Raw genomic sequence first — 16,733 nt, 5'->3', positions numbered from 1 at the left:
AATAATTAATAATTTAATTTGGCCTTTGGAAATCTACTTAACCAGAATCTAAAATATCCTAGAGAAAATAATCTTTCAAGATTTTATTAAACTTGTCTAAGCTCTGCTCCAAGTTTATGCTCAAGACTTCTTAATATCTTGTCGTGAACCTTAGCAACCTCATTATCTGTTAAAGTTTTTTCACTGTGTCTATAAACTATTGAGTAAGCTATACTCTTTTTACCTTCTGGAATTTGTTTACCCTTGTAAACGTCAAATAACTTAACGCTTTCAAGAATTCCTCCACCTTGCTTTTTAATAGTGTCTTCAATATCCTGTACAAGGACTTCATCATCTACAAGAAGTGCGATATCCCTAGTCATAGCTGGGAACTTAGGAAGAGCTTTATACTTTCTATCCATATTTGAATTCTTCATTAATAAATCTAAGTTTAGTTCTGCAATAAAGCATCTTACATCCATACCATAGTTATTAGCTACATCTGGGTGTATTTCTCCTAGAACTCCAATGTAATCCTTACCTACATAAAGAGCTGCGGTTTTTCCAGGATGGAAACTTGGATTACTGCTTTCTCTTTTGAAAGATGGACTATTTATTCCTAAAGAATTTAATATATTTTCTACAACTCCCTTAAGCTCTAAATAATCTAAGTTACCATACATACCTAAAGTTACTATATTTCTCTCTTCTGGTAATTTATTTTCATCCTGATTTTTTATATAAACCTTACCAATTTCAAAAAGCATTGCTTCTTCATTACTCTTTGCATAGTTTCTTCCTAGGGACTCCATCATTGATGCTAGCGTTGTAGTTCTCATGATTTTAAAGTCTTCTCCTAGTGGATTTCTGATTTCTACTGCATCTCTTAAGGTGCTATCCTCTGGGAATAATAACTTATCAAATATTTTAGTGCTTACAAAAGAATAGCTTATGGACTGATTTAATCCACTATTTACAAGGGTATTTACTACCTTATCCTCAAGACTTTGCTTTAAGGATTTTCCACCCTTAGTTGTATCACAACTTGGTAGGGTTGACTTAAAGTTATTGTATCCATAAATTCTTGCTATTTCTTCTGCAATGTCTTCTTTTATATTTAAGTCACTTCTAAAAGTTGGGCATTCTACAATAAGCATATCCCCAGATATAGTTGTGTTTAAATCTAAACCATCTAAGTGTTTTTTCATATCTTCCTTAGATATATTGCTTCCTAAGAATTTATTTACCCAAACTGAGTCAACTTCTAAGAAATGTGTCTTTTTAGGGTTAGGATAAATATCAATAACCCCTTCCATCACTTCTCCAGCTCCAAGTTCTTCTATTAAGGCACAAGTTCTCTCCATAGCAATTTCTACTAGGTTTGGATCTAAATCCTTTTCAAATTTAGAAGAAGCTTCAGTTCTTAATCCTAATCTTTTAGAAGAATTTCTAATATTAGTTCCGTCAAAGTTAGCAAACTCAAGAACTACCATAGTTGTATCTTCTTTTACCTCTGAGTTAAGTCCCCCCATTATCCCTGCAAGACCTATGGTTTTGTTTCCATCTTTTATATTTAATACATTTTTATCTAAAGTTCTTTCAACTTCATCTAGAGTAGTAAATTTCTCTCCATCTTCAGCTCTTTCAACTACAATAGTGTTAGAAGTTATCTCTCTTACATCAAAAGCATGCATTGGCTGACCAAGCTCTATCATAACAAAGTTAGTTATATCCACTATATTGTTTATTGGTCTTACCTCTGCTTCAAGAAGTCTTTCCTGCATCCATTGTGGTGATGGAGCTATTTTCACATTCTTAACGCCTTTAAGCATATATCTTCTGCATAGTTCATCCTTAATTTCAACCTTATAACTAGCACTTACATCTTCTTTGCAAGTAGCAGTGAAGTCTGTATTTGGCATTTTATAAGTAGTCCCTAGAGTTGCTGCTGTTTCTCTTGCCATTCCTACAATACTTAAGCAATCTGGTCTGTTAGAAGTTATTTCAAAATCTATAACTGCACTTTGAAGATTTAAAACTTCTTTAATATCTTTTCCAAGAGGTGTATCCTGTGGTAATATCATTAAGCCGTGAACCGGCTCATCCCCTGCTATTCCTAATTCTTCCTCTGAGCAGAACATCCCATTAGATACTACTCCTCTTAATTTTCCTTTTTTAATTTTTAATCCGCCGTGTAGAGTAGAGCCATGTAATGCTACTGGTATTATATCTTGTTCCTTCATATTTTTTGCAGCAGTTACAATTTGAATTGGCTCTTCTTTATTAATATCTACTTGGCATACTACTAAAGTATCCGCATCAGGATGCTTTTCAATTTTTATTATTTTACCTGTAACTACATTAGTGATTTCCTCTCCTGATGTAATTAGCTCCTCTACCTTTGATCCTGATAAAGTTAGAGCATCTGCTAGCTCTTTTGGTGAAACTTTTATATCAACATAATCTTTAAGCCATTTTACTGGAACTTTCATGTTTCTTCCTCCTTTAATTAAGTAATTCTTAAATTAAGTTATAGGGAACCAGAGTTAAAACTTAACTTATACATGAGTCCTACCTTGGTTCCCATAAGGCTTTTTGAACTTGAATAAATTAAACTTTCACTAAGGAAGCCTATATCTTCAAAAATAAATAAGTCAATATCCTCATCTATTTTCATTTATTATTTATTTTCATATGCCTAGAATTGATCTAAAAATCTCATATCACTTTCATATAAAAGTCTTATATCGTCAATTCCGTATTTTAACATTGTAATTCTATCTAATCCGAATCCAAAGGCAAAACCACTGTAAACCTCAGGATCTATTCCACAATTTCTTAAAACGTTTGGATGAACCATTCCACAACCTAAAAGTTCTATCCATCCGCTGCCTTTACAAACCTTGCAGCCTTCACCCATACATACAAAGCATGTAGCATCAAGTTCTGCAGATGGCTCTGTAAATGGGAAGTGGTGTGGTCTGAATTTAGTTTTCATCTCATCTCCGAACATTTTTTGGGTGAACATTTCAAGAGTACCCTTTAAGTCAGCAAAAGTAATCCCCTTATCCACCACTAAGCCTTCAATTTGATAAAATATCGGTGAGTGAGTAGCATCCACTGCATCTGAACGATATACTTTTCCTGGTGCTATCATTTTTATTGGTGGCTTTTGATTTTCCATTGTTCTTATTTGAATTGGAGAAGTTTGAGTTCTTAACACCATATTATCATTAATATAGAAAGTATCTTGCTCTCCTCTTGCTGGGTGATCCTTTGGAATATTTAAAGCTTCAAAGTTGTAGTAATCGTACTCTACCTCAGGTCCTTCCTCTATAGAAAAGCCCATAGATAAAAATATCTCATTTATCCTTTCTAGAGTTAAATCTAGAGGATGCCTTTTTCCTATAACTTGCTTTTTCCCAGGCATAGAAATATCTATAATCTCGCTCTTTAGTCTTTCTTCCTTCTCTTTGTTTTTCATTTCTTCCATTTTAGCAGTTATTTCGCTCTCTAGAGCTTCCCTAACCTCATTTGCCACTTTTCCTACTAGTGGTCTTTCATCAGCGGATAACTTACCCATACCTCTTAATATTGCAGTAAGTTCTCCTTTTTTCCCTAAATACTTAACTCTAATATTTTCTAACTCTGCTTTTTCATTTACATTGCTAAGTTCTTCTAAAGCAGAAACCTTTATAGCTTCTAATTGCTCTTTCATTTTCTTTTCTCCCTTCATAAATAATATTTTTATGTGTTAGTCATCTGAAAATAAATAATAAATCAAAGATGTGAAGTATATTTTGGGTTCACAAGCAAGCTTATGCCGACAAGTAAACAGGGTCCTTAGATAATGGTAGCTATCTAAGGGTTCTATTGGCGCAGTATAACACAAAATAGATTAGCATACTGAGTTATTCATTTTTTCAAGATGCCTTACTTAAATTATTAACAAAATACTACAAAAAAATAAAAACCGCCCCTAAAAAGGGACGGATTATCCGCGGTACCACCCTAATTGGACTTTAAACAAAGACCCACTTAGCTTTTTTATCGACTCTTGGCCGCTAACTACTACTATTATTTCATAGTTAGAACTCCGGAGTGAACTTCAGTATATATTCCCAAAAGAAGGCTTACAGTCCACGACCTTCTCTCCCTGATTGTTTTTACATACTTACTCTCTCCATCATAGTTTAAGTTATTTATAATTAATCACAGTCCATGAGTGATAACAATTTATCATCACTGACTTATTAACCATTGTATAATTGATAATCCCATAATTAAGGAATATTAGGTTTCTAAACTCCTTAATTTAGTTCTCTATATTATACATGTTTAATTAGAAAACTTCAAGTAAAAATGTGATAAAAAAATCCTATTTACTGATGTTTTTTATGGGTAATAATAAAATTCCCTTTTAGCTATTATAAAACTTTTATTCAAATAAACTTATAAGAAGCTTTCTGGGTATTCTTTTTAAAGTTTTCCAATAAGGCTAATTTTTTATAAATGGCCTTACTTATTAGATAAACTTTGCCTAACACCTTCATAGATCATTATAGAAGCAGCTACTGCAGCATTTAATGATTCTGCTCCACCAGGCATGGGAATCTTAACTTTTATATCACTTATGTTGAAAATTTCTTCACTGATTCCATTACCTTCATTGCCCACAGTAATAATTAGTTTTTCACTAAAATTAATGTCATAAAAGTTGTATTCTGTATCTAAGGAGCTGCATACCAATTTATAACCTTGCGATTTTAAGTTTCTTGTAAAAGATAAATCATAATCTTCTATTATTGAAATATTAAAAATGGATCCCATGGTAGATCTTAAAGTTTTTTCATTATATAAATCTACAGTACCTTTTGTTAGAATTACTCCACTACATCCTGCTGCATGGGCAGTCCTCACGATGGTTCCCAAATTTCCTGGATCTTGAACCTTATCTATTAAAATATAGGTACCCTTATCTACATAGTCCTCTTCTTTGCTCATTTTCACTAAAGCTAACACTCCTTGTGGGGTATCAGTGCAGCTTATACTTTTAAAGATACTATCTCCAACTAGAATTAATCTAACATCATCTTTTATAGATATATTTGAATAGTATTCATTAAACTTTTCTAAGGAATTTTCATTTATGAATATGGTATCAATTGTAAAAGAAGATTTTAGAGCTTCCTCTAAGAATCTAAAACCCTCAATTACAAATAACCCTTTTTCATTCCTATACTTTTTTTCTTTTAACTTTTTTGTCTCTTTAATAAGATTGTTATCTTTGCTGGTTATATGTTGCAAAATAAGCTCTCCTTATCTAACTAGGCTTTCTATACTGTTTAACTCTTGAGTGCCCCCGATTGCCACTATAATATCTCCTGGTTGTATAACCTCATCTGGTGATGGTGAAACATCTATTTCATTGCTTCTTTTAATTGCAACAACATTTATGCCGTAGGTTGCTCTTAAGTTTAATTCCTTTAAATTTCGATTCTCCCATTCTTTAGGACTTGCAATTTCTGCAATGCTAAAATCAGGTGAAAGTTCTATATAATCTAATATGCTTGAAGAGCATAAATTGTGTGCAACTCTAACTCCCATATCTCGCTCTGGGAATATAACTCTATTTGCTCCTATTTTATAAAGCACTTTTGCATGAAGCGCATCATTTGCCTTTGCAATTATATGTTTAACCCCCATATCCTTAACTAATAGGGTAGCCAAAATACTAGCTTGAATATCTGAACCTATGCTTATAATCGCTACATCAAAATTACCAATTCCAAGTGCTCTCAAACTATTTTCATCATTAGCGTCTAACTGAACTGCATGAGTAACTCTCTCTGATATATTTTGAACTATTTCCTCATCTGAATCCACCGCTAAAACATCATTTCCAAGTCCATATAGCGTTTCCGCTACTGAAGTTCCAAATCTTCCTAATCCAATAACCATAAATTGTTTCTTTCTCATTTCTAACACCTTCTCTTCTATCCAACTAAAATTTTATCTTCTGGGTATCTAATAGAATTCCCCTTATCATGCTTTCTTATAGTAAGCGCTACAGCTATTGTTAATGGTCCTACTCTACCCGCATACATAGTTAATGCAACCAGTGCTTTTCCAAAAGTAGTAAGCTTTTGAGTTAACCCCAATGATAATCCTACGGTGCCAAAGCCTGAAGTAGCTTCATACAAGTAATATTCAAAAGGCATTCCGCTACCTCTTTCTGTAAAGGAAAGTATCATGGTTACAGTTATAACAATGCCTAAGCCTATCATGGTTACAGCTAAAGCTTTATACACTATGTCTTTATTAACTCTTCTTTTAAAGTATTCAGTATCTTCTCGTCCTCTTATTACTGATATCATAGTCATCAATAATATACCAAAGGTAGAAGTTTTAATTCCCCCTGCTGTGGATCCCGGTGAACCTCCAATAAACATAAGTATTATTGTTAAAAGAATCGATGCAGAAGTCATTGCTGAAAGATTAACTGAGTTAACCCCTGCTGTTCTTGGAGTTATTGAAGCTAATATGGAAGATAACACTTTTCCTTTCAAACTCATTGGTTGCATTGTATCAGGATTGGTGTATTCAAATATAAAGAATAATACTGCACCGGTTACAATTAAAATAGCTGTCATTGAAATAACAACTTTAGAATGAAGAGAAAATCTCTTGATTTTTTTATAGTGATATATTTCATCCCAAACAATAAATCCCAATCCTCCAATAGCAATTAAGGAAGATGTAGTCAATATTACTACAGAGTTATTATAATACTCAGTTAAACTCTTAAAATCTCCCATTACATCAAAACCTGCATTACAAAAAAAGGAAACTGCATGGAACATACTATAGTATAATCCCTTTCCAATACCAAAGTCCGGTATAAACTGTGTTGCAAATAACGCAGCTCCTGCAAACTCCACTGAAAAAGTAAATACTAATATATATTTAACTAGTTTAACTAACCCTTGTAACGAGTTATAGTTCAGAGATTCTTGCATTACTAATCTCTCTCTTAATGTAATTTTCTTACCAATAATTAAAGATACTAATGTAGCAAAGGACATAAAACCTAGTCCCCCAATTTGTATCAACATCATAATTACAGTTTTTCCAAAGTAAGTCCAGTGAGTTCCTGTATCAACAGTTACTAACCCTGTTACGCAAACCGCAGAGGTGGCTGTGAAAAGACAATCTATAAAAGGAGTAGATTTTCCATCTGCAGCTGCAATTGGTAGCTTAAGTATCAGAGCTCCAGTTAAAATTGTTAAAGCAAATCCAATTACAACGATTTGCACAGGAGTAAATTTAAACTTTCTTAAGCTATCCTTTAATTTAATTTCCAAAGAAAACACCTCGAATCCTTCATTAACTCGTAAAGTATATAAATACTATATACCCCTAATCTGCAATTGTATATACACTTTACTAAATTTTACAAACTTAACATTCTTAATGCGTATTTAACTCCAACATTAGTATTTCCAATAAAAAAAAATTTATATAAAGCAAAAATGCAGCCATAGGCTACATTTTATGTATATATAATTTAGTTTTATTATATATTAAGCTTGTAATTGCTTCTTAGCTACTTCAACTAATTCAGCGAATGCTTTTGGGTCATTAATAGCTATTTCAGAAAGCATTTTTCTGTTTATATCTATTCCAGCAAGTTTCATTCCATTCATGAATTTTGAGTATGAAAGGCCACTCATTCTTGTAGCAGCGTTAATTCTTGCTATCCATAATTTTCTGAAGTCTCTCTTCTTTAATTTTCTTCCAACATAAGCATTTCTTAATGCTCTTATAACTGACTCGTTAGCAGTTTTAAATAACTTGCTTTTTCCACCGTAGTATCCTTTTGCAAGTTTTAATATTTTTTTATGTTTTTTACGAGCGTTGACAGCTCTCTTTACTCTTGCCATTTATAATTACCTCCTAGACAATTCCTATTATAAGTATGGTAGTAATTTTTTCATTACTTTTTCTTGAGAAGCAGAAACATATCCTGTCTTTCTAAGATTTCTCTTAGTCTTTGAGCTTTTTTTAGTTAATATATGGCGTTTGAAAGCTTTCGCTCTTTTTAACTTACCTGTTCCTGTCTTTTTGAATCTTTTAGCTGCACCTCTATGAGTTTTCATTTTTGGCATAATAAAGTCCTCCTCTCAGTTATGCTCTTTTTGGAGCTAATATCATTATCATATTTCTACCTTCTTGTCTAGCTGGTTTTTCTACTATATAGACATCTCCAAGCTTTTCAACAAAATGGTCTAATATCTTGCGTCCTACATGTGAGTTTTCAATTTCTCTTCCTCTAAATCTCACAGTAATTTTAACCTTGTCTCCATCAACTAAGAATTTTTTTGCGTTATTAGCTTTGATTTCAATATCATGCTCTTCTATTGTGGCACTCAATCTTATTTCTTTAATTGTAATAACCTTTTGTTTTTTCTTAGCTTCTTTGTCTTTCTTTTGTTGCTCATAAATAAACTTTCCAAAGTCCATTATTTTGCAAACTGGTGGGTTTGCACTTGGTGATATAGCAACTAAATCAAGTTCTTTCTCTTCAGCCATCTTAAGCGCCTCTTTTGTTGGAAGAATTCCAAGTTGTTCTCCATCAGCACCGATAACTCTTATTTCTTTTTCTCGTATATCTTCATTCATCATGAAGTCTTTATTTTTGCTAATAATATTCACCTCCAGGTGTATTTAGGAAAAATATATAAAATAAAAAGGACGACAAACGCCGTCCTATTGTTACTTTTTAACAAATTATCTTTAACCTTACTAGCATAACTGTAAGGTGAGAAACGGCAGTTTCTTCTTCAAAACATCAATATTAACTTTATGTTAAATAACTCAACACGATGAATTATACTATTATATAACTCCTATGTCAATAACTTTTTAAATTTTTGTTTTACTTTTTAAAGCTTCACACTGTTTACAATCCTCACAGTAACTCACTCTGTCTTCAAATACATTTCTTATAGTTTCTATCAGTTCTTTATTAATACAGTTATGAACAGAGTGAATAATCACTTTTTCCGGTGCTGTGGTTATAAGACCGCTTATTATTAAATCCTCAGAAGTTACTTTAGAAGTATACTTAGTTTCATATAATTCATCCATTAAATTATTAAGTATATCATTGCCATATTCATCCTTAACAATGTAGTCGCCTTTTTCATCTATCATAATGTGAACTTCTTTAAGTTTACTTTCCTGAACTTCAACAAAGTATTTTAATAATTTAATAAACTCATTATATTCTTTTTCTACCATATACTTTTCTACTACTTTTTCAACAATACTTTCTAAGTCCTCTTTAAATTCCTTCATTCTAAAAGTTACTAATCCCTGAATATTTACTTCCTTATTTTCTTCTAAGCACTTTGCAATTTTCTCTACTATACTATTCTTTCTATTCATGAAGTAAATTACTGCTTCATCAATGCCTTCTTCTTCATCTCTTAAGGCTTTAAAAATCATCTCCTTCAAAGCTTTTATATCATCATATTTTAAGAAAGGATAATTCTTAGTTAATGATTTTCCCATGTTCTCGCCACAAAACTCATCTATTACTACTTTGTATAATATGTTTCCAACATGCAAACTCAATAATTTTAACATTTTTTGATCATATTCTTCGTCTTCACAATGTATTCTTATAAGCTGCTTATCATCCTCAAAACTTTCTGAGACACTTAATGTTACATTCTTTTTATTAAAGTATGGTGCCATATCTTTAATATCCTCTGCCACATAGTTCTTATTGCTATTATTTATTAGTTCTAATAGTAACATCTAGTTCACCCCTTTTTATCCATAAAGATGGATTTTATCCTTTGAGTTTTATGTCACAACAAAATCCAATATAAAAATTATTAAATAATGAACAAATTCATTTTGTTCATTAACTTTGGATGAGATTTTGACTACCACCAAAGCAATTTATCCACACTAAGCAACTGCCACTTAAAGAAGGTGGTAAAGTTTAAGCTTCCAAAATGTTGTTAGATACACTATACCCTTCACTGGTGAAAATTTTTGTCATTCATCTTGAAAAGCTTTATATAAACCCATATAGGTAACATTTATAAGTTAACTCTTAACCTTAATCACCTATATAACTTGGTTTATTTTAAAATAGTATATTTTATATTTTATTATGTGTTTTAATAAAATGTATATTCACTTAATTGAAAACAATTGTCGACAGTGCCATAATAATATATGGTGCAATATGTAGAAAATAATTATTTATAATAATTATGTTAGCACTTCATAAACTACTCTTATATTTTTTCATTGAAAGAAGTGAATATATTGAAATACGCATTTGTTGATTATAGAATTTCAAAAGAAGAAAAATATAACTTAGAATCCTTAGATTGTACAGTGATAGTTTGTCCACCTTCTCCCTTGTTATATGAAGCGATATCTGGTCACCCAGATATTTTAATTCATTTAATCAATAATAAAAATGTTATAGTTCATAAGGATATAGATTTAAATTTTATTCAACTACTTAAAAACCTAAATTTAGAAGTTCAGTACAGCCTAAATTCACTTAAGGAAGCCTATCCCTACGACATTATTTTAAATGCTGTTAACTTAAAGGATTATTTTATCCATAATCTAAAATTTACAGATAAAAATCTATTAAATAATTCATCTAAGAAAAAACTTATAAATGTTAATCAAGGGTATACTAAATGTTCCACAGCAGTAATAAAAGATGACGCTATTATAACTTCTGATAATTCAATCTATCAAGCACTTAAAAGCGAACCTATAGATGTACTTCTACTTCCCGCTGGAGATATAATTCTCCCTGGACTTAACTATGGATTTATCGGAGGAACTTGCGGAAGCATAGACGATAAAATAGTGTTTTATGGAACACTTGAAAAGTATAAGTATGGTGATATGGTTTTAGACTTTTTAAAAAAACATCAGATGACTCCTTTTTACTTAAGTGATACCCCCTTAATAGACAGAGGGAGTATATTATTCTTATAAAAATAAAACTTACCATAATAGAATCAATTGATCCTATCATGGTAAGTTCTAAATTTATAGTTTTACTGTTCAATGATAAAATTTTACCATTGAGAGGATAAGCTCACAATTACAAGTATGATTACAAATTCAACCTTCTATTATATCTAAATAAACTTATTCTACCATGTAGATAAGTTTGCAAAAAATAAAAAGAACATTGCATATGCAATGTTCTTTTTGGAGGCGCCACCCAGATTTGAACTGGGGATAAAGGCTTTGCAGGCCTCTGCCTTACCACTTGGCTATGGCGCCATCTGGAGCGGAAGACGAGATTCGAACTCGCGACGTTCACCTTGGCAAGGTGACGCTCTACCACTGAGCCACTCCCGCAGATATTGGTGGCTCGAGCAGGAATCGAACCAGCGACACGAGGATTTTCAGTCCTCTGCTCTACCGACTGAGCTATCGAGCCTTGTTGAATTGAATTAATGGCGACCCAGAAGGGACTCGAACCCTCGACCTCCGGCGTGACAGGCCGGCACTCTAACCAACTGAGCCACTGGGCCATATATGGTGGTCGCAACAGGGATCGAACCTGTGACCCTCTGCTTGTAAGGCAGATGCTCTCCCAGCTGAGCTATGCGACCATTCGTTTCAACAAATATTATTATACTATGTTGTTATCATTGTGTCAACAGTTTTTTATTTTTAATTACTGTTCCGTGGCACACATATAATATACAAAACTTAAGCCTTAATGTCAACAGTTTTATGTATTATTTTTCACAATTATTCTTATTTTGCTTTTATTTTCTATAAAATGCTACATTTTAAACCTATGTTTAACACTTTGTTATACAAGGTTTTAATCCTTATTTTGTTCTAATTTCTCCATTAATTTAATTACTACACCCAGAAAGACTTAGTAGTATCACCCCACTGTGATAGGTGCTTTAAGAAAACATTCACTCTCGGAAACTTAAGGTAATTTTATGAAAAACCACCCTTTGAATTTATTTCTCATATTCCGCTGAACTTTTAACAATAGTACGCTATTTTAGATAAGAAGTTGTAATATAGTAATTTTGTTACTTTGTAAAAAGTTGATTAATTGTAATTTTATCTATAACTTGGGCTACATATCCATCTTATCCATGGAATAATATATATAAATTACTTTATAATAACTTTAAATCCAGTAATAAAGATACAGTTATTACAAAAATAAACTACAAAATTACCAAAAATAGTTATGCGAAATATGAGTTATTTCATCCTTAAATGCTTTATAAAGTGTATGGTATGTAAGAATGATTCTTAAGGGTACAATTAAAGAAACCAAAGCGAAAGCTATAAAGCGATTTCACTTTGGTTTCTATCATACTTACTCATAAAAATTAATTTGTAAATTCAAGTTTCAATAATCCTCGCTTGAGTTTATATTATTTCATATGCTGATATATAACTTAAATATATTTATCAACTGAAGTTTAGTCTTATCCCTATCAGCCTTTAATGTAAGCTTTTTAACAACTCACTTATATTTTCATTAGTGAATATGTAAGACTTATTGCAGAAGTGACACAATATTTCTTCACTTTTCCCTTCATCAACAAGCTCCTGAAGATCTTTTCTACCTATGCTTATTAAAGCTCTTTCTACTCTTTCTCTTGAACAATCACACTTATACTCAGGTTTTAATTCTTCATGGATTTTTAAGTCCATGTCCTCAAATATGTATTTCAATATATCCTCAATAGTCATACCTTCAGTTATCATAGAGGTTACAGATGGAATTTCCTGCAATCTATAAGATAATATATCTGCAACAAATTCAGAAGCTCCAGGCATCATTTGAATTATAAAGCCCCCAGCTGCTTTTATTGTTAAGTTAGTGTCTACTAATACTCCTAAAGCTACTGCAGATGGTGTTTGCTCTGATATTGTAAAATAGTAGGCTAAATCATCTCCAATTTCTCCTGTTTGAATAGGTACTTGACCAATATAAGGTTCCTTAAGACCCATATCTCTAATAACCTTTAAATACCCATTAGTACCAATAGCTCCTCCTACATCTAGTTTACCTATAGAATTTAGAGGTAAATCTACATCAGGATTTCCAATATATCCTTTTACACAAGCATCGGCATGAGCTGTTACAACTACCCCTTTAGCCTCACCGCCTCCAGAAATTTGAATAGTTAAACTATCTTTTTCATTCTTTAAAAGAGCTCCCATCAAACTCCCTACAGTGAGCATCCTTCCTAAAGCTGCAGCTGCTGTGGGTGTGCATTTATGTATATCCATTGCCTCCTGAACTAAATCTGTAGTCGTGGCACCAATAATTCTTATTTCTCCATTTTGAGCAGTGGCTCTAACCAACTTATCCATTTTATCTTTACCTCCTATATGTTCTTTTTTAATACATAAACTATTCTTTCTGTATTAATGGTTATATTATTCTCCTTGTAGTCATCTAGTTTTTCTATAACCTTGAATCCTATGTTACTTAAAATTCTTTCTAAAAACTCTTCCGTATAAATTCTTTCCCTATGATGCTCGTCAAATCTTTTATAAACTTGTCCTTCTTTTACGAAGAAAGTTAAGTACATATTTAAAACACTATCTTCCACTTCATTTTCCCATATGTAAACAACCTTATCATCATCATAATTAAAAATATTATTTCCTAATACTTCCCTAAGTTTATAGGCAGAATTTACATCAAAAACAAAGAGTCCTTCATCATTAAGATGATTATAAACCGAATCGAAATAATTCATCAAAGCTTCTTCATCTAAGATATAATTAGTAGAGTCCAGGGCACAGGTAATCAAATCAAACTTCTTCCTTAAATTTAACTCACTTATATTTTGGCATACTACTTTTGCTCTTATACGACTAGTCCTAAGCTTATCTGAGGCAACAGAAAGCATTTCTTCAGACAAATCCACCGCTGTGGTTGATTTGAAACTCTTCCCAATTTCAACAGTTAAGTTTCCAGTACCACAAGCTAAGTCTAAATAGTCCTTTTTGGTTACCCCCTCTCTATTACAAAGATTTATTATAACCTCAGACCAAAACCCATAGTCTACATCTCCATGTATAAGTTCATCATATATATTTGCAAACTTATTGTAACACTCCATAAAATCACCCAACTTATCTTATAAATATAATATCACCTATAATCTGAAAATTAACCACTAATTCTCCTTTAGCTACCTTGAATTTCTTCTAAGCATATTTAACAAGACATCCAGAGAACATATCAAAATCTCACAAACCTTTATAGGTACTTACATATTTTACATTAAAAAACTAACTTTGTCTAAAATTTTATAACATATCTTTATTTTTGGGTAAATTCATAATCTTTTTCTTTTTCGTCATGAGTCCACCAATTCTTCCGGTTTCTTCAGCAGTAAGTCCACTCCAACCTAACTCTCTTACCTTATCTATTAATCCTAACTCTTCTGCTATTTCATACTTTATTTCTTCTCTCATTTTTTCTTGGGGAGTTAACTCTCTATTACTTTTTAGTTTTGACTTTATCACCTTTTTAAGTGGTGTTTTTCCCATAATACCCCTCCTTGTTTATATTAGTATTTTCTACAAGGGGAGATTTTTTATTCATGGATATAAAAATTAAGAGCAGTATAACCTTAGCTATACTGCTCTTAAATAAATTATTCTCTTCCGTCAGTGTAAGTGTATTTTAAATCAAGGGCTCCGAAAGTTGGTGCCATGTAATTTTTAATATACTTTCTTATGAAAGTATTTTTAAATCTCCAAACACCCGGGCTAATAACACCATCTTCAAATATTAATAATTTTTCTGCTTCTTTAAACTTCTCTAATCTCTTAGCTGGATCTATAGTGTTTGCTGTTTCTTTGATTAGTTCATCATACTTATCACTCTTCCAGCCAGTTGGGCAGATTCCTGCATTTGACATGAACAAATCAAAGAAGGTGTTAGGGTCATTATAGTCTGCACCCCAAGCTTGCCCAGCGATTTGATAGTCAAATTCATCTGTTCTCTTTTGGAATACAGCCCACTCAGCATAGTCACACTCTATATTAACTCCAAGTTCTTTAGAGTAGTTTTGTTGATCAAACTCAGCAAATTCCTTAGCTCTAGCATCAGTTCCTGATTGCAAAATTTTAAATGTATGCTTAGATGGATCTGGATCTAAACCTAACTCTTTTAAGCCTTCAATTAATAAAGCTTTAGGATCTGGATTAGCCTTCTTTAACTCCTCAACTGGTAAGTATGCTGCTTTTTCTCTATAGTCTTTTCCATCAATTTGAATTGCTGGAGGACACCACGCATTAGCTGGTTCAGCAAGTGATCTGAATAAAGTTTCCGCAGTACCTTTTCTATCATTTGCTATTATAAATGCTTTTCTTATTTTAGCATTAGCAAAGTACTTATCTTTTTGGTTAAAGAAAGTATATGTTGAGGATCCATCATATCCTCTCTTAACATCAAATTTACCAGTTTGGTTGAACTTATCAACCCACTCTTGTTTAGTTACAGCAGCAGTATCTAAAGAACCATTGTATAATTCATTCATTCTTGCTGTTTCTTCTTTTATAATTTTTAAAGTAGCTTTTTCAAGCTTAACATTTTCTGCATCCCAATAATCTTTATTCTTAACTAAGTCTACTTTATTATTGTGTACCCACTCAGAAATTATGAAAGGACCTGTAAATACCATAGTTTCTGGCTCAGTACCATACTTATCACCATGTTTTTCTATAACATCCTTTCTTTGTGGCTCCATTACTTTGAAATATGTTAAATCTAAGAAATATGCACAAGGTGAAGCTAATGTAAACTCTATAGTTTTATCATCTACTGCCTTAACTCCTACTTCCTCAGCCTTTACCTTCCCTTTGTTAAACTCCGAAGCATTTTTAATTGGGTATAGTAAGAAAGCATATTGAGAACCTGTATTTTGATCTAAAGTTCTTGTGATACCGTATACAAACTGTTCAGCAGTTACTGGTTGACCATCACTCCACTTCATATCTCTTAAGGTGAAAGTCCATTTTAATCCATCATCAGACTTTTTCCACTCTTTAGCAGCACCTGGCTTTATAACATCTTTGCCATCTTCTCCAACCTCAAGTCTTGTTAAAGCTTCCATAGTGTTTATTAGAACTTGAGAAGAATATAAATCTGTAGCTTTAGATGGATCTAATGTTTTTGGTTCTGCACCTAAAACTACATTTAAGTATTGCTCTTTGTCCATTTTTACAGCGCCAGCTTTATCTCCTGCTTTGTCTCCCCCTGCTGCATTGTCCTTATCTTTACCTCCGCATCCAGTCAAGGCTACAGATGCAACCATAGATGATGCTAATAATACAGATAAAAGTTTTCTGCTTTTCATTAAAAATCCCCCTTCTTATTGTTTTCTCTGATAAAAACTCCTTAGTGTATCATAGAGTCTTTTTACCTTTTGAATTATAATTTAAAATTATAAAACCTTTGAAGCAGTCCCCAAGTTGCTCATAAAAATGAAATTTCAAGATTTTTATAATTTTCTGTTATTTATATAATATACTTCGTGATTTTAAAAATCAATAAGGTTTAAATGAAAATTTAATGTATCTAGTTCACATTTTATATTTATTTTTAAATATTTATTCATATATGATTTTCGAGAAAAATATCTTGTTTTTTTGTCTTGAATTATATCACTAACAGCGAAAAAAAGCGAAAA

14 protein-coding genes, 5 tRNA genes and 2 other annotated features are annotated in these 16,733 nt (G+C 32.0%); of the genes, 1 reads left to right on the top strand and 18 read right to left on the bottom strand.

Features of this window, described 5'->3' with window-relative positions; translation table 11 throughout:
- Positions 1–86 precede the first annotated feature (86 nt).
- From pheT to ytxC, 9 genes are all read right to left on the bottom strand, one after another.
- Entirely contained in the window at positions 87–2,471 is a 2,385-nt protein-coding gene (pheT, locus tag J2Z44_RS08690; RefSeq protein WP_021281408.1) for a phenylalanine--tRNA ligase subunit beta, read from the bottom strand.
- Between the two features lie 206 nt (positions 2,472–2,677).
- The gene (pheS, locus tag J2Z44_RS08685; RefSeq protein WP_209649498.1) at positions 2,678–3,697 is read right to left on the bottom strand and encodes a phenylalanine--tRNA ligase subunit alpha; all 1,020 of its coding nucleotides are present in this window, start codon (positions 3,695–3,697) and stop codon (positions 2,678–2,680) included.
- 264 nt (positions 3,698–3,961) lie between these two features.
- Positions 3,962–4,178: a binding site (T-box leader), on the bottom strand.
- A 319-nt stretch (positions 4,179–4,497) separates the two neighbouring features.
- Positions 4,498–5,286, bottom strand: a complete 789-nt coding sequence (locus tag J2Z44_RS08680) for a TrmH family RNA methyltransferase (RefSeq protein ID WP_209649497.1) — start codon at positions 5,284–5,286, stop codon at positions 4,498–4,500.
- Between the two features lie 12 nt (positions 5,287–5,298).
- Entirely contained in the window at positions 5,299–5,958 is a 660-nt protein-coding gene (locus tag J2Z44_RS08675) for a potassium channel family protein (RefSeq protein WP_021281402.1), read from the bottom strand.
- Between the two features lie 17 nt (positions 5,959–5,975).
- The gene (locus tag J2Z44_RS08670) at positions 5,976–7,343 is read right to left on the bottom strand and encodes a TrkH family potassium uptake protein (protein ID WP_031270895.1); all 1,368 of its coding nucleotides are present in this window, start codon (positions 7,341–7,343) and stop codon (positions 5,976–5,978) included.
- A gap of 219 nt (positions 7,344–7,562) precedes the next feature.
- On the bottom strand, positions 7,563–7,922 hold the full coding sequence (gene rplT, locus J2Z44_RS08665) for a 50S ribosomal protein L20 (RefSeq protein ID WP_209649496.1): 360 nt from the start codon (positions 7,920–7,922) through the stop codon (positions 7,563–7,565).
- Positions 7,923–7,949: 27 nt separating this feature from the next.
- Entirely contained in the window at positions 7,950–8,147 is a 198-nt protein-coding gene (rpmI, locus tag J2Z44_RS08660; RefSeq protein WP_017414706.1) for a 50S ribosomal protein L35, read from the bottom strand.
- Positions 8,148–8,166: 19 nt separating this feature from the next.
- Complete coding sequence (infC, locus tag J2Z44_RS08655) at positions 8,167–8,694, bottom strand: translation initiation factor IF-3 (protein ID WP_209649495.1); 528 nt, start codon at positions 8,692–8,694, stop codon at positions 8,167–8,169.
- 25 nt (positions 8,695–8,719) lie between these two features.
- Positions 8,720–8,829 (bottom strand) — a sequence feature (ribosomal protein L20 leader region).
- Positions 8,830–8,904: 75 nt separating this feature from the next.
- Positions 8,905–9,804 (bottom strand): putative sporulation protein YtxC, encoded by a 900-nt coding sequence (ytxC, locus tag J2Z44_RS08650; RefSeq protein WP_021281396.1) that lies wholly within the window; start codon positions 9,802–9,804, stop codon positions 8,905–8,907.
- A gap of 522 nt (positions 9,805–10,326) precedes the next feature.
- On the opposite strand from ytxC, the gene J2Z44_RS08645 reads away from it, so the two are divergent.
- A complete protein-coding gene (locus tag J2Z44_RS08645) occupies positions 10,327–11,022 on the top strand; it encodes a DUF6873 family GME fold protein (protein WP_021281395.1) in 696 nt (231 codons plus the stop codon).
- 220 nt (positions 11,023–11,242) lie between these two features.
- Here the strand turns inward: J2Z44_RS08645 and J2Z44_RS08640 are convergent.
- From J2Z44_RS08640 to J2Z44_RS08600, 9 genes are all read right to left on the bottom strand, one after another.
- Positions 11,243–11,316 (bottom strand) — tRNA-Cys (locus tag J2Z44_RS08640).
- Between the two features lie 3 nt (positions 11,317–11,319).
- Positions 11,320–11,394, bottom strand: a tRNA-Gly gene (locus J2Z44_RS08635).
- Positions 11,395–11,400: 6 nt separating this feature from the next.
- Positions 11,401–11,476: transfer RNA gene (locus tag J2Z44_RS08630), tRNA-Phe, on the bottom strand.
- Positions 11,477–11,493: 17 nt separating this feature from the next.
- Positions 11,494–11,570: transfer RNA gene (locus J2Z44_RS08625), tRNA-Asp, on the bottom strand.
- 5 nt (positions 11,571–11,575) lie between these two features.
- Positions 11,576–11,651: transfer RNA gene (locus tag J2Z44_RS08620), tRNA-Val, on the bottom strand.
- A gap of 865 nt (positions 11,652–12,516) precedes the next feature.
- Positions 12,517–13,395, bottom strand: coding sequence for an Hsp33 family molecular chaperone HslO (hslO, locus tag J2Z44_RS08615; protein WP_021281394.1), 879 nt, complete (start codon positions 13,393–13,395; stop codon positions 12,517–12,519).
- Positions 13,396–13,409: 14 nt separating this feature from the next.
- The gene (locus J2Z44_RS08610) at positions 13,410–14,153 is read right to left on the bottom strand and encodes a class I SAM-dependent DNA methyltransferase (protein WP_021281393.1); all 744 of its coding nucleotides are present in this window, start codon (positions 14,151–14,153) and stop codon (positions 13,410–13,412) included.
- Positions 14,154–14,343: 190 nt separating this feature from the next.
- Entirely contained in the window at positions 14,344–14,586 is a 243-nt protein-coding gene (locus J2Z44_RS08605; RefSeq protein ID WP_021281392.1) for an alpha/beta-type small acid-soluble spore protein, read from the bottom strand.
- Between the two features lie 107 nt (positions 14,587–14,693).
- Entirely contained in the window at positions 14,694–16,400 is a 1,707-nt protein-coding gene (locus tag J2Z44_RS08600; RefSeq protein ID WP_021281391.1) for a peptide ABC transporter substrate-binding protein, read from the bottom strand.
- Positions 16,401–16,733 lie beyond the last annotated feature (333 nt).

It is taken from the genome of Clostridium punense (assembly GCF_017874425.1).
Taxonomy (GTDB): Bacteria; Bacillota; Clostridia; order Clostridiales; family Clostridiaceae; genus Clostridium_J; species Clostridium_J punense.
Note: the sequence above shows the minus strand (reverse complement) of the source record. Positions and strands in the feature narration are given on the sequence as shown.

Bases quoted from the DNA above. Each gene is read 5' to 3' on its own strand.
- pheS (WP_209649498.1), bottom strand. From the start codon at position 3,697: ATGAAAGAGCAATTAGAAGCTATAAAGGTTTCTGCTTTAGAAGAACTT.
- J2Z44_RS08600 (WP_021281391.1), bottom strand. From the start codon at position 16,400: ATGAAAAGCAGAAAACTTTTATCTGTATTATTAGCATCATCTATGGTT.
- J2Z44_RS08610 (WP_021281393.1), bottom strand. From the start codon at position 14,153: ATGGAGTGTTACAATAAGTTTGCAAATATATATGATGAACTTATACAT.
- pheT (WP_021281408.1), bottom strand. From the start codon at position 2,471: ATGAAAGTTCCAGTAAAATGGCTTAAAGATTATGTTGATATAAAAGTT.
- hslO (WP_021281394.1), bottom strand. From the start codon at position 13,395: ATGGATAAGTTGGTTAGAGCCACTGCTCAAAATGGAGAAATAAGAATT.
- ytxC (WP_021281396.1), bottom strand. From the start codon at position 9,804: ATGTTACTATTAGAACTAATAAATAATAGCAATAAGAACTATGTGGCA.
- J2Z44_RS08605 (WP_021281392.1), bottom strand. From the start codon at position 14,586: ATGGGAAAAACACCACTTAAAAAGGTGATAAAGTCAAAACTAAAAAGT.
- rpmI (WP_017414706.1), bottom strand. From the start codon at position 8,147: ATGCCAAAAATGAAAACTCATAGAGGTGCAGCTAAAAGATTCAAAAAG.
- J2Z44_RS08675 (WP_021281402.1), bottom strand. From the start codon at position 5,958: ATGAGAAAGAAACAATTTATGGTTATTGGATTAGGAAGATTTGGAACT.
- rplT (WP_209649496.1), bottom strand. From the start codon at position 7,922: ATGGCAAGAGTAAAGAGAGCTGTCAACGCTCGTAAAAAACATAAAAAA.